The organism is Annamia dubia NIES-4383, from assembly GCF_055394725.1.
In genome coordinates this window covers 2,186,523-2,209,769 of sequence record NZ_AP025630.1, presented here as the reverse complement: position 1 = coordinate 2,209,769, position 23,247 = coordinate 2,186,523, and the positions used below count along the sequence as shown (strand labels likewise).

Genomic DNA, 23,247 nt, shown 5'->3' with positions numbered 1-23,247 from the left:
CCAAACTTCTTGAGATTTTGACGACAAATGTTAATATCACTTGAAGCGCCCTGGTTTTCCCGCCACTACATCCACAATATCTCGGCCTTTTGGAAGACTAATTAATTGATTTTTAAAAGTATGTTCACATTTTTTTCCACTATAATATTTTTTCTGTTCTTGATAGTCTAAAGGTCTTTCTCTTGGCTGTTCTTCACTATCTACTAATAATTCATTTTCCTTCAATTTTTCCAACATTTCTTCTATTTTTTCTGGGGACTTTTTTACTTGTTCTAGTAAAGAGCATGGCAAAGCTTCTCTCATAATTTTTTGCCAATAATCAAACAAATTATTCGCCGTTGATTCACTTACTTGAAAGATGATACCTAATAGTTGAAAACTCAGGTGATGTCTTAAATAAATTAAAGTCAAAATAATCTGGTTTTCTTTTGAAAGCTTACTCTCTCTACCACCACCGGAATTGATAATTCTAGTTTTTTGTTTTTCGGATTCTTCTTTTGCTTGTTTCTCCAAGATCAAAAGATGTGCGATTAGCAGTTCTAATTGTTCATAATTAATTCCTAATAATCTTTTAGTTGCTTGTTTGTGATCTTGAATATATTGCCAAGTATAATTACTCATTTTGGCTATTTCTCCTTAAAATTTTTGTTGATGATAGCTTAATTTTTTTATTTATATTATATTATAGAGATGTCTAATAGTTTCTCTAATTAATAACTCTATTGCTTGTCTGACTCTTTCCCCTAAATTTTCTGATAATTCGGCTTGACCTTGACGAGATGCTTCAATTGCTGATAATAAAGGACTTAAGCTCTGTTTTTTTTCTGGAGTAAGGGTAGTAGGAGATAGGAGCGATCGCAAAGCAACTACTTGTAAACTTGGTTTTCCTTCTTCAAACCAAAGACTGGTATCAGCTTCACACCAAGCATCATAGTCACTTCCGGCATGAATTAACCGCCATTGATAACCATTGGTTAACAAGGCTATTTTCGCTTTAGCATGACGTAACCATTCAATAACACGGGAAACGGCTCGTCTTCCCTTTCCTATGCCCAAACGAGTAATATTACTAACTGTAAAAACAGGTAATAAACCCCCTTTAGGCTCTTGCCAAATTCGTTGTGGTTTAAGGGTTTCACCAGTTATTAATGGTTGTGACCATCTGGTATCTACATTATTACCTTTACGCCAATAGACAGCAGTTAAACCTAAAACACGCTCTAAAACTGTATCTAATAAATTACTAAAAGTTTCTGAATTTTGAGGATTAAATAAATCTAAATCTTTACGAAGGCGATCGCTAACGTAGCGGGGGAGATCGCCGACATTTTCCACAAAAAACTCACCTAACCTTGCGGGTGCAATGAGTAAACCACCATGATTAAGAATAGACCACCAAGGGTATTTATCAACGGTTTCTAAGGTTTTTTGCATAGTGTTTGAGTTTTTTTACAACTTGATTTAAGATTACAATGTTTAGCTGTTGATTAATTTAATTTTCAATAGTTAAACGTGGATCACTTTTAGGAGGATGCCAACCTCCTTGTATCCAGAAACGACGGGCTTTTTTAATCCAACCTTGATTATGACGCTCATCATTAAAATCAAGACGTTCACAAGTTGCTCTACCCGTAGAAGTTATACCAATAATAATTAAACCATCAACAGACCAAATAAAATGTGTTGACCATTGTTGTTGACGAGGATTAAACAGTGGTACATTTGTTCGAGTTTGTGGATCAAACCCTGTTGTAAAATTGTAGCGGTAACTATTACAACGTTGACAGGCAAGGGCTAAATTATCAAGATTATCTGAACCGCCAAGAGATTGCGGTAAAATATGATCTATTTCAAACTGTGCGGCACTAGCTTCTTCTGATGAATGGCAATATTCACAAAGATATTCGGCTCTTTTTCTAACTAATTGGCGAATTTTGCTATTAATAGTCATTTTCAGCAATAATACGGGCATTAAGTAAGGTAAAAATTCGATCTAATTCTAAAATACCTGTCAATTCCGCTTCATCTTCTGAAGTAAGTTGATTGGCTTTTCTTTTTTGAGAAAGTTCATCTAAACGAGATTGAAGTTCATCCGTAAATTTAAACAAATTTAGATTTCTAACTTTAGTAATTTTAATTCCCGACTCTACCCAAGATGAGGGTTGAACCATAACTTGTGTCATCATCATTTTTCTGCTCTTAATTTTAACAGAGGATATTTTTTAAGACTATTATAGTCTAGTTCAAATGCGATCGCTATAGTGAACATAAATTTCTTTTAACAGCAATTTGAGTTGCTTTTGCTTTTTGAATCAAGCCTTGACGATAAATTTGCATTAAATTAGTAAGTTGTTGCTGTTCATTACTACTAAGATTTTCTTCTCTTTGTTTTGCCAATAATTCACTTAATTGAACTTGATCTTGTTCTGACATTTTTTGGTCGTATAAGGATAAAATTTCTGCATCCGATAGTAACTCTAAGGGAAATTTAGAAGCTCCCTGCTCAATCAAGTTAATCACCAATTCTTCTAAAGATTGCTCTTGTTTAATGGCAATTCCTTTAATTTTTTGAGTTAATGAATCTGATAATTCAAGAGTTATTTTTTGAGTCATATTAAAATTTATCTCCTGCATCAATAAAATCTACAGAATTAATTATTTCTAATTATATCACAAAACAGTAATTTAAGATGAATATTTTTTCAAGTTACTGGTCACTGAATTGATAACCGTTATTGCTCCCCCATTCTAACCAAATTTTAATCATTTCTTGAGTTTTTCCTCTTAGTTCTAAGGGGACAGGATTTTGTCTAGTAATTGATTGTAAAGCCCAAAACCAACGTCCAGTTTTTTGTTCTAATTCTCTTAGTAATAAAGGGATTACTTCTTTACCCATCCCAATAATTTGTTGATAAGCAGGGTGTAAAATTAATTCTGTAGAGGAAGAAATAAGCTGTTCAGCATTTAAACCACTTTAACAGAATTACCTTTGTGTTTTAACTTACGATGCCATTGAATAATTAGTTCCCCTTCATTCAGGAGTTTATGTAATAATAATTCTAAATCTTCAATTGATCTAAAAAGACGATTAGCTACATATTCTTTTGCACTATGCCATACTAATTCTATTAAGTTATAATCAGGGCTATATGTCGGCAAAAATTCTAATCTTAAATTTGGCATTTCTGCTTCTATTTTCTGATTTATTTCTTCATTTTTATGAAAACTAGCATTATCCAATATAATCACTATTTTTGCACCTTTTTCAGCAAAATCTTTCGCCTCATTTCCTTGTGCTACCCACTCATCAATTAACTCTTGATAAAATTCTTTCATTACTTCATAAAAATTTTGTTTATCTCCTTTTCTATAAATTCTACCCATCTTTTTTATCTGAATATCTGATCGCCCCCATGACATTTATTCTTCCTTTTCTTCTATCCCCTCTTACTTTTTTCTCTTTCCTTTTTTACACCAATTTTTTCTTCTTATTACTCTCAAACTGAATCCACTTTCATCCCAAAACCATACCTGTAGCCTTTCTGGATTTTTTATTGTTATTTTTAAATATTCTTTTAATTCCTTTTTAAACACTTTTCTTTTCTTCTCATCCCACTTATCTTCTAAGCTATGTTTTGCCCAGATATAAACGTACTTTTTTCTCTCTAATATTCTTGTTACTTGTGAACTACTTAATTTTATTCCTGTGATTTCTTCTAAGTATATTGCTAATCTTTTTCCTGTCCATCTGCCAAATTCATAACCTAATTCTTCTGGGTCTTTTTCTACTGTTTCTAATAATATTTCTATATATTTATCCGTCGCTTTTCTATGATTTCCTTCCATTCTTTTATCTTTCAATGTCTCCATATTTTCTGGATCAGCGTGAATACACCAGTAGTTTACTTTGTTGACACCACAACCGATAAAATCTGCAATTTCTGCTTGAGTTTTTCCATCATTTAACAATAATAAGATTAAAATTCTTTCTCTAATATCTGGATGTTCCTCCTCTTTTAGAGCTTTTTGTAACATTTCTTTTTGTTCTTGTTTTAGATAATTCTTAACTGGCATTTTTTTTCACTCCTTTTCTTTTTGCTTTTATTATAAGTACCTAAGCAAAATTAATTACATATTCCGTTCCTAATAAATCAAGGACTTTTTTTAGATAGTTAGTAAGATTTTCCCAACTATCATATGCTGATAATTCAATCCATTCATATTTAATAAATCTCCATAAGATTTCAATTAAATTAAGATGGGGTGAATAAGGGGGCAACCAGAAGATTTGTAAATTTTTCTTTTCCCATTCTTCAAGCTTGTTCAAGATTTTTTCACTGGTATGAATTGAGGCTTGATCCATTAATATTACCGTTTTTTACTTAAATTTTCGCTGAATTTATCTATTGCTTTATTCAACAGATCACTGTTGATTGTTCCTTCATAGATCTCATAATATATTTCATTTCTTCGATTCATAATTCCCAAAATATTTTTTCTTTTACTTTGGCTACTTAACAGTAATTTTTCTTGCCCTTTTTCTTGCCACGCATAAGGCACAGTTGGAATTAAACTGACCCCACTTTCATCTAAATATCTTAAGTCTATTTCCCCTTTTTTGTCTAGTTCAATTAATTCTTGTAATTTCGGTAATTTTACTTCTAGCTCCCAATCTTGAGCTTTACCTCTTACCGTTTTTCTCACCCTTTTCCATCTCATTCCTTTTTTTTTTACTATTCTTTTGATGGTGTCTTTACTAACTTTTATTCCCCATTCTTTTTCAATTTTTTCTTTAACTTTATCTAACTTTTTTGGCTCTTCTTTTACCCATGCCTTTACTTGAACCTCTTGTTCTTCTTTTAATTTTGGTTTTCTTCCTCTTCCTTTTTGATTATATAAGCCAACTAATTGGTAATTATCCCATGCTGTGAACCAATTAAAAATTGTTTTTCTTGTCACCTTAAAAATCAAGACTAATTGCTCAATTTTTAAACCATGATAACTTAACAAGATGCAACTAGCTCTTTTTCTTACCTGAGCAGATTTACTTGAGTTTTGAATCCGCTCAAGCATCTTTTGTGTGTCTCCACTTAATCCTCGAATAAATCTCATGATTGTTTCTTTTTTACTTGTTCCACTTTTAGTTTAGCGCTTTTTCTGTAAATGAGTAATTTTTTTTGCATAAGCACTTACCCTATTTAAAAGACGAACAGCTTACCTCTAGTTTCTTGTTGCCATTGATTGACTAATTCTTGAAAAGTCAATTCTATTTCTTCTAAATTTATTTCTCTGGTAATTGTTTTCATTTTTATCTCCTGAGTTTAATGATTTTAAGAAAGATACTTGTCGTAAGAAGCTAAATAAATTATTCTAAAATGGTAAACGAATTTCAACAGTTACGGGGAAAATTTGAGCTTTACCTCGTAATTGATAGCGATTAACTAAAACTTTGTTAATAACACGATTTTGTTCATTTTCAAGAAATTTTAAGAGATTTTCGTAATGTCCTTGACGGCGTTTTAACTCATCCTCTAAATTTCTGAGTTTTTCTTCTTGCTCTTTCTCATCTTCAAGAAATAAAGTTAATTGTTGCATTTCTAAGAGTAAATTATCTCTTTCCTTTTCTAACTTCTGAATTGTATTATCAGACATGGCTTTTTTTACTTCCTGTAGGCGTAACTTAAACCGTTCATTTTCTTCATTTTTTGCCTGTTGATAGCGTTGTTTTAATTCTGTTGATATATTTTGAGTTAATTGCTCAGTTAAGCGAGTAATTTGTTTTTTCACATCTTTTTCAAGATCGCCCCAAAGTTCTTGTACTTGTGTAATAACATCAGGCTCTTCTACTACGGCTAAAGGACGATCTTCTGTAGGATTAAGAAAGGGTAATTGTTCGCCTAATTCTCCATCTTCAATAGCAAAACGATAAGTTTTTACCCAGTGATGAAAAGACTCTCTTAGGGAATTAACAGCCATTTCTTCTACTGTTAACAATAAAATACCATCTAACCCTGCTGGAATATCACCATAACGCATAAGCCAACGACTCGCTTTTTGCTCTTCTCCGGGAAACCTAGCACGGGCAAACATAGCTAAAGCTTGATGAAATAGGGGATGTCCTAAATGGAGTAAAGTGGTATCTTTAGAAGTTCTAAAAACGGGACGTTGATTTTTATAATCAATAAAATGTTGAGGATCAAAGACAATTGCAGGTAAACTTCCTTGTATTTCTGATCCTAAATTAATTCGCAAATAATCATCAATAATTTTTTGCCATTTACTCGGAATTGGTAAAGGTAAATGAAAACGCCCTTGCTCATCCATTTGTAAAGATTGTTTACTAATACCTAAACCTAACGCTTCTTCTAAAGTTAATTTTAAAGTTTCAGGGGATAAATCAAGAGCTTGTTTTAATGCTTCACACGAAGCTACACTATCTTCAATCAAAAGTGAAGAATTATCTGTCGGAATTTGCGCCCTTCCTTTCGTTTTTTTAATGGCTTGATCTAAATTATTGGACTTTGGACAAAAAATTAGATTTAATGAAGCTCACATCAGACCGAAAAAATTAAAATAAGATATTTATATTAAGAGAAATTGAATATTGTCTAATAGCATAATGTCAAATAATAAACTTTCTTTCTCAACAAGTTTGTTCTATAGATTAGAATAAATAGATAGTTTATTATTCAAAATAATATGAAAATCAAAAATAAAAATTACCAAGAAGTTGAACAATTTATTCAAGGTCGTCAACGATTATATCAAAGTCTTGGTTTAAGAAAAGATGCCTTGATGAATTTACTCGATGCTCTTAGTAGTAATCAAGATGCTAAAACAGTCGTGGAATTAAGTTTAAATCCTCTATTTAAACATAAATACCAAAGTATTTATCGAGCAATTGCTGATTTTAATAAAGCGGGAAAAAAGAAATCACAAATCACAAATAAAGCCGAAATATCTAAGATTATTTTAGAGAGTATTCCTCAAAATAATCAGCGAAAGTTTCATCTATTTGGCATTGATGTAACCCCTAATTCACGCCAGTTTTCTCCTACTGTATCTGATAAAACGTTTATTCATCAACCTAACAGTATTAAAGGCAATAAACCCATCAATATTGGTCATGCTTATTCTTGGCTTTTTTACTTACCTGAAAAAATATCTAATTGTGATGCTTCTTGGACAATTCCTTTATCAGTTCAACGAGTAAAAAGCGATGAAAAAGATGTTTCTGTTGCTCATAAACAGATTAATAAAGTTTTGACAGATTCATTATTATTTAAGATAATTCTATCAGTTATTGTCGTAGATTGTCTTTATAGTCAAAAAGATTTTATTGGCAAACAAGTTCTTAATCAAGATCGACTTGTTGTCACCAGAGTTAAAAGTAATCGTGTTTTTTTTCGTCCTTTTGTCAAAGATTCTTCTGAGTTAAAAAGTGGACATCCACGTTGGTATGGTGATAAATTTGATTTAAAAGATTCAACTTCTTGGCATCCCCCTGATGATTTAATTCAAACTAATTTTACTACGAAACGTGGTAAATTATTAAATGTCAAAATTAAGGGTTGGAATAATATGTTAATGAAGGGAACAAAGGAACATAAATTGCATGATTATCCCTTTACATTATTGGAAATTACTGTTACTGATCAAGAAGGTAATTCTATTTGGAAACCAATGTGGTTAATTGCCATTGGTAAACGCCGTAACGAATTAACTTTGCTTGAAATTTATCAATCTTATCGTCAACGTTTTGACTTGGAACACTTTTTTCGATTTGGCAAACAAAGATTATTAATGAACGACTATTTAACCTCTCATACAAGTTATGAAGAAAACTGGATGAACCTAATTTTAATTGCTTATATTCAATTGTGGAATGCAAGGAATTTAGCTGTTTGCTTACCCTGCCCTTGGGAGAAATATTTGCCTAATTTTCGTGAGAGTAAGATTACCCCAGTGCTGTTCAGAGAGACTTTTATAGAATTATTAGCACCATTGAGATCAATTCTAATTTTCCCAAACCCCGTGGTTATTCTTCTGGACGGAAAAAAGGTGAAATACAAGTGAAAAGACCACGTTATCAGGTTATAAAAAAGAATCAAAAATGTCAACAAAATAGCTAAATTGCTGTTAGAAACGACTGTTAATTAATCTTTTTTCCCCTAAAATTATTTTAGGTTAGTTTTACTTTGTCTATTTTTTTATCTTCTATTTTAACCTCTACCAATTTCTTTTTGTCCAAAGTCCAATAATATAAATATCTTATTTTAATTTTTTCGGTCTGATGTGAGCTTCATTAAATCTAATTTTTTGTCCAAAGTCCAACTTAACGGAAATCAAGAGTTAATCAAATTCTTACAAGCATGGTTTAAGTGGGTTCTCATGCCCAAAAATAAAAATGATGTTTTCCCTATCCAAAATATCGTTTATTTAATCGGCCGCAAAGGTACGGGTAAAGGAACGGCTTTAAATATTTTGATGAAACTTGTGGGAGAGGAAAACACCGCTTCAGCAACTCCTAAAACTTTCGGGAATCCCGAAGCATTAGGACGGTTACTTGATAAAAAATTAGGGGTTGATCCCGATGCTACTCAATATTTAGAAGATGTGGGTGATCTGAATAAAGTTGTCTCTAATGAATTAGTAGAAATTCGTAAACTTTACGTTGGATCTTCCCAAAAAAGACTGGGTTGTGTTCTCACTATGGCCATGAATGAATTTATCAAAGTTCCTAGCAGTGGTTCGGAAGGTTTATTAAGACGTATTATTCCCGTGCCGTTTATGAAACGGCCGAAGGAAGTTGATCCAGATTTGGCCCATAAACTTCAAGAGGAATTAGCCGGAATTTTTCAATGGGCATGGCAACTAAGTTTTATTCAAGTTAAGCAAAGAATCATCTTTGCGGGTAAATCAGAGGCTATTGCTGAACAGGCTAAAGAGCGGTTTTATCATGACAATCCTGAATTTGAATTTCTTAAAGAACAATTCCCATACGGCACTGAGATTCTCTCATCAGAGCTTTATTCTCTCTATGCAGAATGGGCGAGATCATCCGGTTTTAAAGTGATGAGTTTAACTTCATTTGGCTCAAAATTGTCAGGTTATTATAGTTTTGAAAAACTGAGAAAACAAGCAGGAAATGTTTATGTCATTCCAAATATGTCCACTTTTGATTTAGATGAGTTCTTAGGTTTAGGTGGTAATAATAAATCTGATAAATCAGAGGTAATTGATTATCAAGAAATCATGAGTCAAATTGATGAGGAATATAACAGATTAGGATGGGAATTAGAAGAAAAAGTTAATCATTTATTTGAGAATTTTGGAGTGAAAAAACGTCAATTATTAAAAGATGAACAATTGCCGGAATTATTAGCAAAATTAAGAGCTATTCCCACCCCACCAAATTTAATCCCCATTGATGAAATTCCCGTAGCTAAAGACGGTTATGGAAAAGTTTTAGATATTAGTTTCGGTACTGTTCCTAATGCCCCTCAACTATTAAAAGAAGGGCAAAAAACGGTTACCCGCCGTAAATGGAAAGAATCTTATATTAAACATTTCCAAAAAGCTCAAATGAGAAATCAAAAAATAGCGGTTTACAACCACAAAGGCGAAGGTGGCTATCAAATCGGATGGATTTTGATTGAGAAAATCTATCAGGAAATATTATCAGAAATGCCAGAGGAACATTTAGCCAAAGAGGGCGGAATGTGCCACACCAAAGAACATTTTATAAACCGTTATTTTGATGGGGATTCATCACAAACTGTAACAGTTATTGAGTTTAAATATTTTCCTTACACGGGAGAAATAAAACCCATTGAAAAACCTTTTACCCCAAAATCTAACAACTCAAAACCTGTGACTCCCGTTGAGGTTGTGCAATCTGTTCCGGCTGTTAGTGATTCTGTACAAAATCAGAAAAAAGTGTACTTGATTGATGATGAAGAAACAGAAAAACCGGAATTAGATCAACAATTTGTCGTTGGTAATTGTGTTATGTCAAAAATTGATTATCCCGATCAAGTTGGCTTAATTGTTGATAACAAATTAGAAGGCAAATTATGGATAATCAAAGTTGAATGGGCAGACGGCAAAACCGATTTTTATTATCCTGATCAGCTTTTACCCTATCAATCTTCTAATGAATAATTAAGTTAATTAAGTTGATAGTTAATAGTTATTAAAAACTTTATCTGAGGAAAGGAAAATGATTAATTTGCAAATAGGTAAAAAATACCGCTTTGCTACTAAAAGAATGGTTAATTGTGCCATTGGTGAGGTAGTCAATATTTACCCTAAATCTAACTTTGTAGCGTTCGTAATTAGTGATGGTTTAGGCATAGCCAAAATAGGCTGTGATATTAAAGATTTAGTTGTTTGTGAGGAGGTTTAAATGTGGGTATCAACTAATGAAGCGATTAAAGTTTTAGGCTTCTCCCGTCAACATCTTTACAACTTAAAAAAAGACTATTTTAAGGAGGGATTCCACTTCAGGAATATCTCAAGAAAAGGGGCTAAAAAAAATAGTTACCAGTGGGATATTGAACGCATTAATAACTTTTTGAATAAGGAGGCTAGAAAAAGATGTTGATTGAACGAAGTTATTTAACTTTAGCAGTTGAACAAATAGAAGAAATTAACAATATTTTAAATAATTCGTTACTTTCTTCAGTTTATTTAGAGTTAACAACTGCGGTTAATTTAGCTGAAGCTTACCTAAAAACTAGAGATTCTATTTATTGGAGAAATGCTAATGTTCAGACTCAAAAACGGGTTAAGAAAACTTTAGATAATCTGCTTAAACAGATTCTAAACCATGTCACAGAATCTAAGAAAACTTTTAATTTATTCTGTGATGAACAGGAAAGATTAAAAGTTAAACCTAATCCTGAAATTCTTAAAGGGTTATATCAATTTAAAAACAAATTTAGAGAATTTGAAAACCTCTTAAATGAGGAATATCAAGAAGATATTAACCCACGTCAACTTAAATTATTAGAGGTGTAATTATGTCAATAATGGAAAAAAGATTACAAGCGGTAAGAATTGTAAAAACAATTAATGAGATTGAATCACGATTAATAGAGCTAGACGCTATCATGTTAAAAATATCAAACCCAAAACAAATCATAATATGGGCAGAAAAAAACAACATTTTTGAATTAAATGATAACGCCACATATTCTGATGCAGATGTTACTAATTTATTTTATTTTTACCATTTAAAAAATGAACTGTTATCTGAAAATGAAATAAATATCATGAAATTGTCTTATCAAAATTTTAACTTTAATTTTAACTTTAATTTCAAAATTGATATACCTTTAAGTGAATTTATTGAAAGATTAAATCTTAAATATATTAAAACAACTTCATATTATGGAAAAACAATTATACAAAAATATGAAAGAGGGTTAAACAGTAAATTGACAATATATTTTAAAGATTTAATTGGAGATATTTTTTCTCGTCAGAAAAAAGGAGTTAGGTTAATTACAAATTAAATAACTGATCATAAGCTTTTTGATGAACGCTATCATCTAACCATCTTTGATAAACGTCACAATGAACTCGCACAGAATGACCCATTTGTTTAGCGGCTAAACTAACATCTAAACCTAATTCAATAGCACGAATCGCCCATTTATGCCTTAAATCATACGGCTTAAATGGGATTTTATTTCTTCTAAAAAATACCGCTACTCTATGCCCTAAATCACGATTAGAACCGCTACAATTAGGCATTTTAATATTTTCCAAATCAAAATCCTTAAGCCATTGTGGTGGGAGAGGCCACACCCGCCGATCTCCTGTTTTACCATCCAAAATTTCAAGAATGGGAAATTTAGAATTAAGATCAATATTGAACACTTCATGAGGTCTTAAACCATAAACAGCTAACATCCCAAAAAGCCATTGCCATTGAGGGTTTTTAATAGATTTAAAAGTTTCTACAATTAATTCATCAGAGGGTAAATTACGGGGCTTTAATTTGTGTTTATTGTACTCGCCCTTATACTTTTTCAAATCAATATCTAAACCCGCAAATTTAGCCAAAGAACTAAGAATAATAACCGATTTTTGACGGCTACGGGTATCCGGTTTATACTTCAAAATTACATCTAAAATAGCCTTTTCTGTTAATGGAGAATCCTGATCCAATTGATGAAAATAACTTAAATAATCAACTTTAAAAGTGGCTTCAATTTCTTCTGTACACGGACGGCGGGTAAAATAATCATATTCAAATTTCTTGATTAGATCTTTAACCAACAAATCCCCACCTTCTTCAATGTAATCTGACCATGAGAAATTACCAAAAGCTAAACTATCGCCTAACTTTCTAGCCTCTTTTTCTGCATATTGTAACCCGGCCGCATTAGCATAACAACCTAATAACTAATTGTTACCATTATTAACTACATGAGAATACGAAAGACAAGCTAAAAGCTTATCAAATAAAGGTTTTCAGATATGGAAAATAAGCCGATGATGAGATTTGAACTCACGACCAACTGATTACGAATCAGCTACTCTACCACTGAGCTACATCGGCAATTTTGATTTACTCTAATTTTAAAACTAGACTTTTATTATCATATCAGAAATTGTGACGATCGCAAGGGACTTTAAAAATTTTTTTGGCTCATCTTGTTATAATCAAAAAAAATCAACTTTGATCACAGGAAAAAGTCATGCCAACTTATACAGCAATATCGAGTGAAGCTTTTAGACATCCCTTAGATAAACAGGCTGAACAAGCTTTGCGTAGTGTCCCCGGTTTTGATCTCGTTGCGCGCACTTTTATTGAATATCTCTATGAACGCCCTCAAAAGGTGTTTTTAATGGGTAACAATATAAAGGCCGGAGTTAGACAATATTCTACTCTTTACGGCATTTTTCGAGAATGTTTGAAAGATTTAGATCTTAACTGCGAACCGATTTTATATGTTAATCAAAATCCTTCGGTTAATAGTTATGCTTTAGGCGATGAAATGCCTTATATTGTGGTGAATACCGCTTTGATGGACTTATTGACTGAGGCTGAGTTGCGCTGTGTGATAGCGCATGAGTTAGGGCATATCAAATGTGGTCATACTATCTTAATCCAAATGGCGATCTGGGTGATGAATGCGGCCTCTTGGTTGGGTGATTTAACTTTAGGGATCGGTAATATTATTACTACTGGTTTGATTTTGGCTTTTTATGAATGGCGACGTAAAGCTGAATTATCGGCCGATCGCGCGGCTTTGTTGGTGATGGATGATCTCAACCCCATTCTGACTTGTATGATGAAAATGGCTGGGGGCAGTGTCAAATATGGACATGAGTGTAATATTAAGGAATTTGAACTTCAAGCCGATCAATATCAAAATTTAAATCAAGATAATTTGAATCAAATTTATAAATTTTTACTTTATAACGGTGGGAATGGTGCTTTTTTAACCCATCCTTTCCCTGTGGAAAGAATAAAACATATTCGAGAATGGTACAATTCCTCAGAATATTTAGAGATTAAACGAGGTAATTATAAGCGAACTACAGAGGGTTCAGTTGATGTAAATTCCTCAGAGGATGAAGCGGAAACTTTACGCCGTCAAATTGAACAGTTAAAAGCAGAAATTGATCGAATTAAATCAGATGAAAATAGTCATTAATTAGTCATAATTATCAATTAATTTAACTATGAAATTATTAACACAAAAAACTTTAAAATTATCTATTATTTCAAGTTTATGTTTAGGCTTAAATTTGACAACAATTAAAATAATTCAAGCTCAATCTTTAGAAGATCAATTAAATATTAATCCCCAAATTAATTTAAACTTAGAAGTAAGATCTAATGCTGATCAACAGGTTAATTTAGGACGAGAAGCTTTAAATCAAGGTGATAGAAATTCAGCCATTAATCATTGGTTAGAAGCCTTAGCTTTATATGAATCTATCCCAGATCAAGTGGGAATTGGTAGAGTTTGTGCCTATTTAGCACCTGTTTATTTAGAATTACGAGATTTTGCGGCCGCTGAAAATATGATGCGCCGTAATTTAGCAGTATTAAGAGATAGACAAGATCAACAAACTTTAATCAGATCTCTTAATAATTTAGGGACTTTATTATTAGAAATGGATAGAAATTTAGATGAAGTAGAATTTTTATTTAATGAAGCTTTAACCATTTCTCAACAAGTGGAAGATGTGACTGGACAAGGTTTATCCCTTAGTAATCTTGGGCGTTTAGCTTATGTTGAGGGTGATTATATTTTAGCAATTGAGCTTTATGAGTCTGCGGTTAGATTACGCCGTCAAGGTCACGATTTTTTAGGACAGGCTAACAGCCTCAATAATTTAGGTGACGCTTATCAAGAAACTCGTCAATATTGGCAATCTATCAATAATTATCGGTTTGCTCAAGTGGTTGCTCAAGGCATCGGTAATTTAGACAATCAATACAGAGCTTTAGAAGGCTTAACTGAGTCTTACGGAGCTTTAGGTTATCATAAAACGGCTTTTCGGTTTTTAAATGAATGGGGCAACATGGCGATCGCACAAGAAGATTTAATTCAACAGTTAAATGTAACTCGTTTATCTGCTTATTTTTATGCCGAGTTAAAAGATCGAGAAAATGCGATTATTTTTTATCAAAAAGCCATTGATCTAGCAACTTTATTAGGAGATGATCAAGAAATTGCTTTATTAAAAACTCAATTATCTCAAGTGATCTATCGTCAACCAATTGAGAATAGTAATAATGGATAATTAATAATTGATAAATAACCAATAAACGATAACACAAAAATGAATTTAGCAGATCAAAAACACCCTCAAGAAAAGAATGATCGTCAGATTATTAATAAGCTTTTACAAGGTAAAATGAATGATGAAAACCTTGCTGATTTAGCACGTTTAAGGATTCGTTACCGTAATTTTCCGGGGGCTAGGGATTTACAAAGAGACTTAAATTTAGTCTTACAACAATGGGGATTAACAGAAGAAGAATTATTTGAACAAACTCGCAAAATTCACGCCCAAAGAAAGGCTTATCAAAGACAAGATCAAGATGTTGAAGATTGGAGTTAATATAATACCAAATCCTATTCTAAAACAACTTTTATCAGATAAAATTTTAACTTAGATTATAAAACTGGTGATCTGTTTGTATCCGTTAGTTTTTGCCATAAAAAATCAGGAATACTATGATTTTGATCATCAATAGAATTATATTTTTGTTCTAATTTTTGCCAATAAATAGAAGTATCTGTTAAAATTTCTTGACTAAACATCGTCAAGGCTTTTCCCGATAAACCCTTTTCTAAACATCTTTTAAACATTAAACGACTTTCATCAATTTCGCCAATACATTCAAAAGGTTTATGATGAGATAAACCGATCATTTCTCGAAAAATTGGCTGTAAATCTTCATCATCAAATAAATTAGTTTGGAAAACAACATCTACTAAATTTTTGGGGAAAAAAGCCATTAAACCTAGCCAAACATAGGCACATTTTGGGCATTTTTTACACCAAGGTTTTTTGATATTACAAGAATGAATTTTCGGTAAAAGTTCGGGATATTGACTAAATTTTTCAAAAATACGAAAGTCATAAATAGGTTGTAAAATACTAAAATATTTAAAATTAGATAACAGATTTTCCCGAATATAATTATCTAAAAGTTGTTCTGCTTCCCAACTTTTACCCCATTGATGATTAACTTTTTTACCTAGTTTTTCCCAAAATAAATTACCAGTATTTGCACTTTTTTCATGGGCCAAACATAAATAATGATAGTCTTGTGCTAACATTAAAAATAATGATTCAAATACGGAAACAGGAGTTTCTGGGGCTATGATCCCTGAAATTTTAGGAAAGTATAATTTAAAAAAAGGAAAGTCAACAAAATCATCATAAATTGAAATTTGATGTTTTTTAATAGGATTAACTTGATCTAAAACTTCACTAATTAAGTTATGTTGAAAATCAGCTTTTCCATAAATAATATGGGAATATTGCATTGAAGCAAAAGGAATGTCAATTTTTTGCAACATTTTCTTCGCTAAAATACTATCTTTACCCCCACCACAACCAGTCAAAATAGTTTGATTATCTCCTACAATAAAAACCGGATCACTTATTCCCCAATTTTCATGACTAATAATTTCAGGATGTTGATAATCTGTAATATTATTTTCATACCAATGTTGAGCAAAAACCCCTTGATATACTTTAATAAATAAGTCAATAACCGACTTTCCTAAATATTTAGCAATGGAAGAAATATCATAAAACTTAGGGAAAAGTGAACAAAATTTCATCCCTTCAAATAAGGCAATATGGGAAGCAATACGCTGGATCAATTCAGCAGAATATTTATGTTTTAATAATGAAAATGAAAGATCATGATAAAAAACTTTAGTGCAAAATTTTAATTGATCTGCACTATAAAAAATGTCAAGATGATGCTCATGAATGATGACATCATCTATTTTGATGACTTCAATTTTCCTTACCATCCCCAAGTTCCCTGCCCTCCTTTAAAAGGCCCGACAATATCGGCTGTGATCCAACCGCCATAAAAATCACCTGCTTGGGGTGTTACTAACTCATCATTGACGTAACAGGCATCCATTAAAGCCGCTATAAAACCATAATATTCAGCAATCCCTACAAAATCCGGTGTTGGATCATCATATCGCCAAACCGCATAATTGAGATAGCGATCGCCAATTTTCACATCATAATACTTATATCTACCCTTCCATTCACATAAACCTATTTTTGGAGTCTCAATTAAATACTCCAGTTTAATGTCTTCAGGAGGAAAATAATAGGTAGGAGGGTGGCTAGTTTCTAAAACTCTTTTTCCTCGGTTAGTTTCTGCTAAAATAATACCGTTACAAATCACCTTGAGATGTTTATTCGTATCTTCTAAAATAGCAGGGCGGGGATAATCCCAAACAGATTCTTGACCCGCTTGGGGGGGAATAGGATTTGGTCGCATCATAATTAAAGAGATTAATTTAAGAGAATTACTAATTATTTTTAGAGTTAGAGGACATTTTAGTTAAACCACCATGATAATTGATCAATTTAGATTCCGCTTTACCAATCTCGGCTAAACGAATTTGCCACTCAGAAATATCCTCATAACTGAGATGATGGGTGTCACAACTAGGTGTCCAAAAACCACCAACAATTGAGGGATCATCAAAGCGTAATAATCCTGATTTGCGGATATTGTCCCCTTGAGGTGTTCCGGGGATGGGTGAAATGGCATAAGAAGCCACTTGAAATTCCAAATTGGGATTAATGTCTCTCAGTTGTTGATGAAGTTCTAAAACCGCTTCTTCAAGACGCTGTAAACTATCATGGTTATCATCAGGAAAACCAATAATTAAACCATAGACAATCACCGGAAGCCCAACACTCACAATCGTGCGCATGATCTCACAATGTTGTTGCCAAGGGAGAAGCTTACTATAGGATTCTCTCCCAAAAACAGGACGTTCCGCCGGAATATAGCCCAGAAAACCACCTACTTTACCATCCCATCCCCAAAGTGCTTCGATCAGTTCTTCATCAGGTGTTAGATCCGTGTGATCATAATTACGGCCTCTGCCTAAAGTTGCCTTTCTCAATTCCAAACCATTAGGCCATAAAAGGGGCATTCCCATTTCCCTTGCACCTTTGGTAATTTCTAAAATTTCCTCTCGCCCCCCCGGAAAGAGGACTCGGCCAAGAAATTGATCCGATCCCATCACCGTACATTTAGCCCCAGCCTCTTTTTGACGCTTGAGCCAATTGAGGGTTGTTTGAGGTGACATCCTACGGTAGCCCGATGTATAGGTGGGAGTCTGGCAAAAATCACATTTGCGATCGCAGCCAATATCGGGATAAACTGAACCAATGGGAACTAATCCTTCCACAAAAGGTTCTTCCGAATATTCTTGACCTAAACATTGTCTAGCCACCTCCACCGAGGGTAAAGCCCATTCGTCTGGACTCATGGCTTTAATGCGGGGGGGATGGTAAGTACCATCAGCTAAGATCACGCCCGTGAGTTTTTCCCTTGGGGTTTTGCCTAATACATAATCAAAAATTGGCCAGTTAGCCGCCCCAGATTTATCAATCACGATGGCCTTTGCACCCGCCTTGAGATAATGATGAGGTTCTGCGATCGCATCGCTACCCCCCACAACCACAGGTTTACCTTGACTGGCAAGATGGGCGATGGTCATACAAGTAACTTGACGTTCTTGAGTATAATTAACGGTAACACCCCAAGCATCGTAGGCCGATGGATCAACATCAAAAATCCGTTGCCCCACATAGGCTTTAGTCAAGTTCATCCCTTTCCAAGTTAACTCTCCAAATGGTTCTCGCAAATCACCATCTTTAAGATTAACTAATTGAGCATCAAAACCCCCTGCTTGTAGATCGGCCATTAAAACCTGTTTACTTAACAGGGTATTTTTTCGATATAAAGCAGTCCAATTATTTCCATCTGGGTCATATAATCCCAGTGCCGGAACTTCTACAAGTCCAATGGAGTAAGATTTTTCAGATATGGCTGTCATAGTACGCTAAAAACCGTGTTGATGAGTTTTGACAAGAATTAGTAACTTTTCCATTCTATGTTCAAATATTTTCAAACAACAGTTGTATTTAGATTAACAATAATAATATTATTTAATATTTTGTTAGAAAAATTTACTCAGATCGCCTTAGCAATCAATGTTAGGACAAAAAATCATCAAATTAATTAAATGAGGGGAATTTTTAAGCTCAAACATAAATTTTTAAAATTCTAAACATCAATCACAGCAAAGCTTTAAGCTAAAAAAGTTCAAGAAAAATCAGAAAAATCAAAAAAATTTTTTCAAAACCCCTTGTTATTTTTGATACTTTATGGTTATAATAAAAAAGACAGCGCGGGATAGAGCAGTCTGGTAGCTCGTCGGGCTCATAACCCGAAGGTCGGTGGTTCAAATCCGCCTCCCGCCATTAAGCTAAATTATTAAATTTAATTATTAGATTTAATTATCAAGTTAAACTTGAGATGACAAACCCTGAAATTTGATCAAATTTCAGGGTTTCATCATTTATTTTTGCTTTACCCCTTACTAAAATAGTCGTTTGAGTTTTAAGATTAAAGAAAAATACTTATTATTTTAAGAAAGGAGTTAAACTTTTGAAAAAAGTAGAAGCGATTATCCGTCCATTTAAACTTGACGAGGTTAAAATTGCCCTTGTTAATGCAGGGATCGTTGGTATGACTGTTTCTGAAGTGCGTGGTTTTGGTCGTCAAAAAGGTCAAACTGAGCGCTATCGTGGGTCTGAATATACAGTCGAATTTCTCCAAAAACTAAAAATCGAAATTGTGGTTGAAGATGATCAAGTTGATATGGTTGTTGATAAAGTAATCACGGCCGCTCAGACTGGAGAAATTGGAGATGGTAAAATTTTCATTTCGCCTGTTGATCAAATTATCCGCATCCGAACTCAAGAAAAAGGTAAAAATGCAGTTTAATTTAAAAGTCTGCTGATCACACAAAAGCTAGGTTTCATTACGGAAATCTAGCTTTTAATTTTGGGATTTGACTATTAAATTGTTACTGATAATTGCGGTTACGTTAATTAATTTCTTAATAATTTTTGACGTAAATGTTGAATTTGATCCCGATATTTAGCCGCTTCTTCAAACTCTAAAGTTTGAGCGGCTTCTTTCATTTTTTGTTCTAATTGGCCAATTAAATTGGGAATTTGATCTAAACTTAAATCATCTATTTCTTGAGTAACTTTTGTTAATTGGTCTTGATTTAATTTGCGAGAAAAATCTAAAAATTCTAAGATAGAATTAACGGATTTTTTTATAATTGGTTTAGGGATAATATTATTAATTTGATTATATTCTTCTTGAATTTTCCTACGTCTTTGGGTTTCTTGTAATGCTTTTTTCATGCTATCTGTTAGGTTATCAGCATATAAAATTGCTTGGCCATTAATATGACGTGCCGCCCTTCCGATGGTTTGAATTAATGATTTTTCTGAACGTAAAAAACCTTCTTTATCTGCATCCATAATAACCACTAAAGACACTTCGGGTAAATCTAATCCTTCTCTTAATAAATTTACCCCTATTACTATATCAAATTCTCCATTTCTTAAAGCTTGTAAAATTTCAATTCTTTCGATGGCTTGAACTTCTGAATGTAAATATTGAACTTTGAGATCCCTTTCTTGAAAATAGGAAGTTAAATCTTCGGCCATTTTTTTAGTTAAAGTAGTAACTAAAACCCTTTCTTTGCGTTTAATTCTATCAAGAATTTCTCCATATAAATCATCAACTTGGCCTTGGGTTGGTCTAATCAAAATTTCCGGATCAAGTACACCTGTTGGCCTGATTATTTGTTCAATAATACGATTTTCTGATAATTCTAATTCCCACTGCGCAGGGGTAGCTGAAACAAAGATACATTGATCTACTTTTTGCCAAAATTCTTCAGCTTTTAGGGGGCGATTATCTCTGGCGCTAGGGAGACGAAAACCATGATCAATTAATACTTGTTTTCGGGCTTGATCACCGTTATACATACCCCTAATTTGTGGAACTGTAACATGGGATTCATCCACAATTAATAACCAATCTTTAGGGAAATAATCTATTAAACAATCGGGGGGGCTTCCCCCTTGTCTGCCTGTTAAATGTCTGGAATAATTCTCAACCCCGTTACAATATCCTACCTCCATTAATAGGTCTAAATCATAATTAGTTCTATTCTCTAATCTTTGTGCTTCAACTAATTTACCTTGTTTTTGTAATTCATCTAATCTCAATTTTAATTCTTCTTTAATAGCCTGACAAGCCCTTTCCCTTTGATCGTCAGGGGTGACAAAATGACGGGCGGGATAAATATTAATTTTCTCTAATTTTTCTAATACTTCACCTGTGAGGGGATCATGATAGGAAATAGACTCTATTTCATCACCGAAAAAATCAATTCTAATTATGCGATCTTCATAAGCAGGAACTATCTCTAATATATCCCCTTTTAAGCGAAAATTGCCCCTTTTTAATTCCAGATCATTTCTATTATATTGAACGGTCACTAATTCCCTTAATAATTGTCTTTGATCTTTTTCCATTCCCACTTTTAAACTAATAGCGGCCTTTAAATATTCTACGGGCATTCCTAAGCCATAAATACAACTAATTGAAGCCACAACAATGACATCTTTTCTTTCAAATAATGATCGAGTCGCCCTATGTCTTAACATATCAATTTCATCATTAATAGATGAACTTTTTTCGATATAAGTATCAGTAACGGCAATATAAGCTTCTGGCTGATAATAGTCATAATAACTCACAAAATATTCTACTGCATTTTTCGGAAAAAATTGTCTTAATTCATTACATAATTGAGCAGCTAAGGTTTTATTATGAGCTAAAACTAGAGTTGGTTTACCTATATTTTCAATAACTTTTGCTACGGAAAAAGTTTTTCCTGTCCCTGTAGCTCCTAATAAAGTCTGAAAACGATGTTTATTTTTGATAGATTGAGTTAGTTGGGCGATCGCAGTTGGTTGATCTCCCGTAGGCTGAAAGGGTGCTTTGAGATTGAAAATTGTCATTAGTTATTGGTTATTTGTTATTGGTTGTTTATTAACTATCAACTATCAATTATTAATAAACATCTCTATAATATAATAGAAATCAAAAAATTAAGCTATCATAAACAAAGATTGAAGGAAAAATAGGGAAAATCAATAATGATACTTGGCAATATATTCACGATCACAAATAACTAACTAAAAATATTAAAAATTAATTAATAAACATATTACTATATAAAGCTTATCAGCTAATTAAAATTTATATTTTTAGTAGTAAAATTATTTATATTAGCACATTAAAAACGATAGAAAAACAAGCTGATGTTAAATTTTATGATCAGATATACCTTATCATAAAAAAAACAAAATTTTAAATTAATTTTCCTGAAGAATGCCCCCATCATCTTGATCAATTACCCGATGAAACTTATTGATAAAAATTTAGATAAAACTAACTAATCAGGAAAATTGCCTCAATCTGACCCAGATCGCCTAAAATATGAAATATTAACGATTGACTAAATAAGATGAAAATTAATGATTAATTTAGTTTCACTACAACATATCTTAGACAACACTTCTTTTGCCGTACTCTTTCTGACCATGTTAATCTATTGGAGTGGTGCGGCCTTCCCCAATATTCCCTATTTAACTACTTTTGGCACAGTAGGCATGACGATCGCCAATTTGTGTATTTTTACCCTCTTAGGGGCAAGATGGTTGGATAGCGGTTATTTCCCCTTAAGTAATCTTTATGAGTCTCTCTTTTTCTTAACTTGGGGTGTTACCCTCATTCATTTAATCGCCCAAAGATGGTTAAATAGCCCTTTAGTTGGGGTTTTTACCTCCCCCGTAGCCATGGGTATTACCGCTTTTGCCGCTTTATCCTTACCCTCTGAAATGCAAAAAGCCGAGCCTTTAGTACCCGCCTTAAAATCTAATTGGTTAATGATGCACGTTAGTGTGATGATGTTGAGTTATGCCACTTTAATGGTAGGTTCTTTACTGGCGATCGCCTTTTTAGTGATCACCCGTGGCCAAAATATCGAGTTAAGGGGCAGTTCCGTTGGCACTGGTGGTTATCGCAATGTCAAAAACTTTGAAAAATCAGAATTACAACCCTTAACAAATAGTTTAAGCCTTGATTCTAGTTCTAATCATAGCACCGTTTCAGTTCTCAATCGTCAAACAGAGATTGCCACAACGGTCATGCTTTCCCCCCAAAAATTAACCCTCGCTGATACCTTAGATAATATTAGTTATCGCATGATCGGCCTAGGTTTTCCCCTCTTAACTATTGGGATCATTGCCGGAGGAGTCTGGGCTAATGAAGCGTGGGGATCATACTGGAGTTGGGATCCCAAAGAAACATGGGCTTTTATTACATGGTTAGTTTTTGCGGCCTATCTTCATGCCAGAATAACCAAAGGTTGGCAAGGAAAAAAACCCGCCCTTCTCGCATCTACTGGTTTTATTGTAGTTTGGATTTGTTATTTAGGAGTTAATCTTTTAGGCAAAGGTTTACATTCCTACGGCTGGTTTTTCTAAGTGTGGAAAAACTGATTAAATTTTCTAACGACTCTGACAAAACAAGCATAAAATACAAAAAAAGTTAAT

General features: G+C 33.0%; 22 protein-coding genes, 2 tRNA genes and 3 pseudogenes. 12 read left to right on the top strand and 15 right to left on the bottom strand.

The window, feature by feature from the left end; genetic code table 11:
- Positions 1-36: 36 nt before the first annotated feature.
- The 9 genes and pseudogenes from Anndu_RS10005 to Anndu_RS09965 form a co-directional block, all read right to left on the bottom strand.
- Complete coding sequence (locus Anndu_RS10005; RefSeq protein WP_464101066.1) at positions 37-621, bottom strand: helix-turn-helix domain-containing protein; 585 nt, start codon at positions 619-621, stop codon at positions 37-39.
- Between the two features lie 51 nt (positions 622-672).
- Positions 673-1,434 carry a hypothetical protein gene (locus Anndu_RS10000; protein WP_464101065.1) on the bottom strand — a complete coding sequence of 254 codons (762 nt, stop codon included), beginning with the start codon at positions 1,432-1,434 and terminating at the stop codon, positions 673-675.
- Positions 1,435-1,492: 58 nt separating this feature from the next.
- The gene (locus tag Anndu_RS09995; RefSeq protein ID WP_464101064.1) at positions 1,493-1,951 is read right to left on the bottom strand and encodes an HNH endonuclease; all 459 of its coding nucleotides are present in this window, start codon (positions 1,949-1,951) and stop codon (positions 1,493-1,495) included.
- A complete protein-coding gene (locus Anndu_RS09990; protein ID WP_464101063.1) occupies positions 1,941-2,171 on the bottom strand; it encodes a hypothetical protein in 231 nt (76 codons plus the stop codon). The genes Anndu_RS09995 and Anndu_RS09990 overlap by 11 nt, the downstream gene beginning before the upstream one ends.
- A gap of 85 nt (positions 2,172-2,256) precedes the next feature.
- The gene (locus Anndu_RS09985) at positions 2,257-2,613 is read right to left on the bottom strand and encodes a hypothetical protein (RefSeq protein ID WP_464101062.1); all 357 of its coding nucleotides are present in this window, start codon (positions 2,611-2,613) and stop codon (positions 2,257-2,259) included.
- A gap of 94 nt (positions 2,614-2,707) precedes the next feature.
- On the bottom strand, positions 2,708-2,896 hold the full coding sequence (locus tag Anndu_RS09980) for a hypothetical protein (RefSeq protein WP_464101061.1): 189 nt from the start codon (positions 2,894-2,896) through the stop codon (positions 2,708-2,710).
- A 68-nt stretch (positions 2,897-2,964) separates the two neighbouring features.
- Positions 2,965-4,074, bottom strand: a pseudogene (locus Anndu_RS09975) (IS630 family transposase).
- Between the two features lie 40 nt (positions 4,075-4,114).
- A pseudogene (locus Anndu_RS09970) lies at positions 4,115-5,112 on the bottom strand (IS630 family transposase).
- A gap of 258 nt (positions 5,113-5,370) precedes the next feature.
- Positions 5,371-6,447 carry a hypothetical protein gene (locus Anndu_RS09965; RefSeq protein WP_464101060.1) on the bottom strand — a complete coding sequence of 359 codons (1,077 nt, stop codon included), beginning with the start codon at positions 6,445-6,447 and terminating at the stop codon, positions 5,371-5,373.
- 252 nt (positions 6,448-6,699) lie between these two features.
- Between Anndu_RS09965 and Anndu_RS09960 the strand changes: the two are divergent.
- The 6 genes and pseudogenes from Anndu_RS09960 (at position 6,700) to Anndu_RS09935 (ending at position 11,519) form a co-directional block, all read left to right on the top strand.
- Positions 6,700-8,132, top strand: a pseudogene (locus tag Anndu_RS09960) (NF041680 family putative transposase).
- Between the two features lie 187 nt (positions 8,133-8,319).
- The gene (locus Anndu_RS09955; protein ID WP_464101059.1) at positions 8,320-10,164 is read left to right on the top strand and encodes a DUF5906 domain-containing protein; all 1,845 of its coding nucleotides are present in this window, start codon (positions 8,320-8,322) and stop codon (positions 10,162-10,164) included.
- 58 nt (positions 10,165-10,222) lie between these two features.
- Positions 10,223-10,408, top strand: a complete 186-nt coding sequence (locus tag Anndu_RS09950) for a hypothetical protein (protein WP_464101058.1) — start codon at positions 10,223-10,225, stop codon at positions 10,406-10,408.
- Positions 10,409-10,606, top strand: coding sequence for an excisionase family protein (gene xisR, locus Anndu_RS09945; protein WP_464101057.1), 198 nt, complete (start codon positions 10,409-10,411; stop codon positions 10,604-10,606).
- The gene (locus tag Anndu_RS09940; RefSeq protein WP_464101056.1) at positions 10,600-11,022 is read left to right on the top strand and encodes a hypothetical protein; all 423 of its coding nucleotides are present in this window, start codon (positions 10,600-10,602) and stop codon (positions 11,020-11,022) included. Before xisR ends, Anndu_RS09940 begins: the two co-directional genes overlap by 7 nt.
- An 11-nt stretch (positions 11,023-11,033) precedes the next feature.
- A complete protein-coding gene (locus tag Anndu_RS09935; protein ID WP_464101055.1) occupies positions 11,034-11,519 on the top strand; it encodes a hypothetical protein in 486 nt (161 codons plus the stop codon).
- Here the strand turns inward: Anndu_RS09935 and Anndu_RS09930 are convergent.
- On the bottom strand, positions 11,509-12,288 hold the full coding sequence (locus tag Anndu_RS09930; protein WP_464101054.1) for a site-specific integrase: 780 nt from the start codon (positions 12,286-12,288) through the stop codon (positions 11,509-11,511). The genes Anndu_RS09935 and Anndu_RS09930 overlap by 11 nt on opposite strands.
- 211 nt (positions 12,289-12,499) lie before the next feature.
- Positions 12,500-12,571 (bottom strand) — tRNA-Thr (locus Anndu_RS09925).
- A gap of 139 nt (positions 12,572-12,710) precedes the next feature.
- On the opposite strand from Anndu_RS09925, the gene Anndu_RS09920 reads away from it, so the two are divergent.
- The 3 genes from Anndu_RS09920 to Anndu_RS09910 are packed head-to-tail and all read left to right on the top strand — an operon-like array spanning position 12,711 to position 15,093.
- On the top strand, positions 12,711-13,673 hold the full coding sequence (locus Anndu_RS09920; protein WP_464101053.1) for a M48 family metallopeptidase: 963 nt from the start codon (positions 12,711-12,713) through the stop codon (positions 13,671-13,673).
- Positions 13,674-13,701: 28 nt separating this feature from the next.
- Positions 13,702-14,772, top strand: coding sequence for a tetratricopeptide repeat protein (locus Anndu_RS09915; RefSeq protein ID WP_464101052.1), 1,071 nt, complete (start codon positions 13,702-13,704; stop codon positions 14,770-14,772).
- Between the two features lie 39 nt (positions 14,773-14,811).
- Entirely contained in the window at positions 14,812-15,093 is a 282-nt protein-coding gene (locus Anndu_RS09910; protein WP_464101051.1) for a DUF3288 family protein, read from the top strand.
- 56 nt (positions 15,094-15,149) lie between these two features.
- On the opposite strand, the gene Anndu_RS09905 is transcribed toward Anndu_RS09910, so the two are convergent.
- Genes Anndu_RS09905 through Anndu_RS09895 form a run of 3 tightly spaced genes read right to left on the bottom strand, consistent with a single transcriptional unit; the run spans position 15,150 to position 18,590 of the window.
- Positions 15,150-16,526 (bottom strand): hypothetical protein, encoded by a 1,377-nt coding sequence (locus Anndu_RS09905; RefSeq protein WP_464101050.1) that lies wholly within the window; start codon positions 16,524-16,526, stop codon positions 15,150-15,152.
- Positions 16,520-17,017 (bottom strand): DUF427 domain-containing protein, encoded by a 498-nt coding sequence (locus Anndu_RS09900; protein ID WP_464101049.1) that lies wholly within the window; start codon positions 17,015-17,017, stop codon positions 16,520-16,522. The genes Anndu_RS09905 and Anndu_RS09900 overlap by 7 nt, the downstream gene beginning before the upstream one ends.
- Before the next feature lie 28 nt (positions 17,018-17,045).
- Positions 17,046-18,590: a radical SAM protein gene (locus Anndu_RS09895; protein WP_464101048.1), complete on the bottom strand. Its 1,545-nt coding sequence runs from the start codon at positions 18,588-18,590 to the stop codon at positions 17,046-17,048.
- Between the two features lie 353 nt (positions 18,591-18,943).
- On the opposite strand from Anndu_RS09895, the gene Anndu_RS09890 reads away from it, so the two are divergent.
- Positions 18,944-19,017, top strand: a tRNA-Met gene (locus tag Anndu_RS09890).
- 187 nt (positions 19,018-19,204) lie between these two features.
- A complete protein-coding gene (locus tag Anndu_RS09885; RefSeq protein WP_464101047.1) occupies positions 19,205-19,543 on the top strand; it encodes a P-II family nitrogen regulator in 339 nt (112 codons plus the stop codon).
- Positions 19,544-19,650: 107 nt separating this feature from the next.
- On the opposite strand, the gene uvrB is transcribed toward Anndu_RS09885, so the two are convergent.
- The gene (uvrB, locus tag Anndu_RS09880) at positions 19,651-21,648 is read right to left on the bottom strand and encodes an excinuclease ABC subunit UvrB (protein WP_464101046.1); all 1,998 of its coding nucleotides are present in this window, start codon (positions 21,646-21,648) and stop codon (positions 19,651-19,653) included.
- Between the two features lie 522 nt (positions 21,649-22,170).
- Between uvrB and ccsB the strand changes: the two genes are divergently transcribed.
- Positions 22,171-23,178, top strand: a complete 1,008-nt coding sequence (gene ccsB / locus Anndu_RS09875; RefSeq protein ID WP_464104067.1) for a c-type cytochrome biogenesis protein CcsB — start codon at positions 22,171-22,173, stop codon at positions 23,176-23,178.
- Positions 23,179-23,247: the final 69 nt, after the last annotated feature.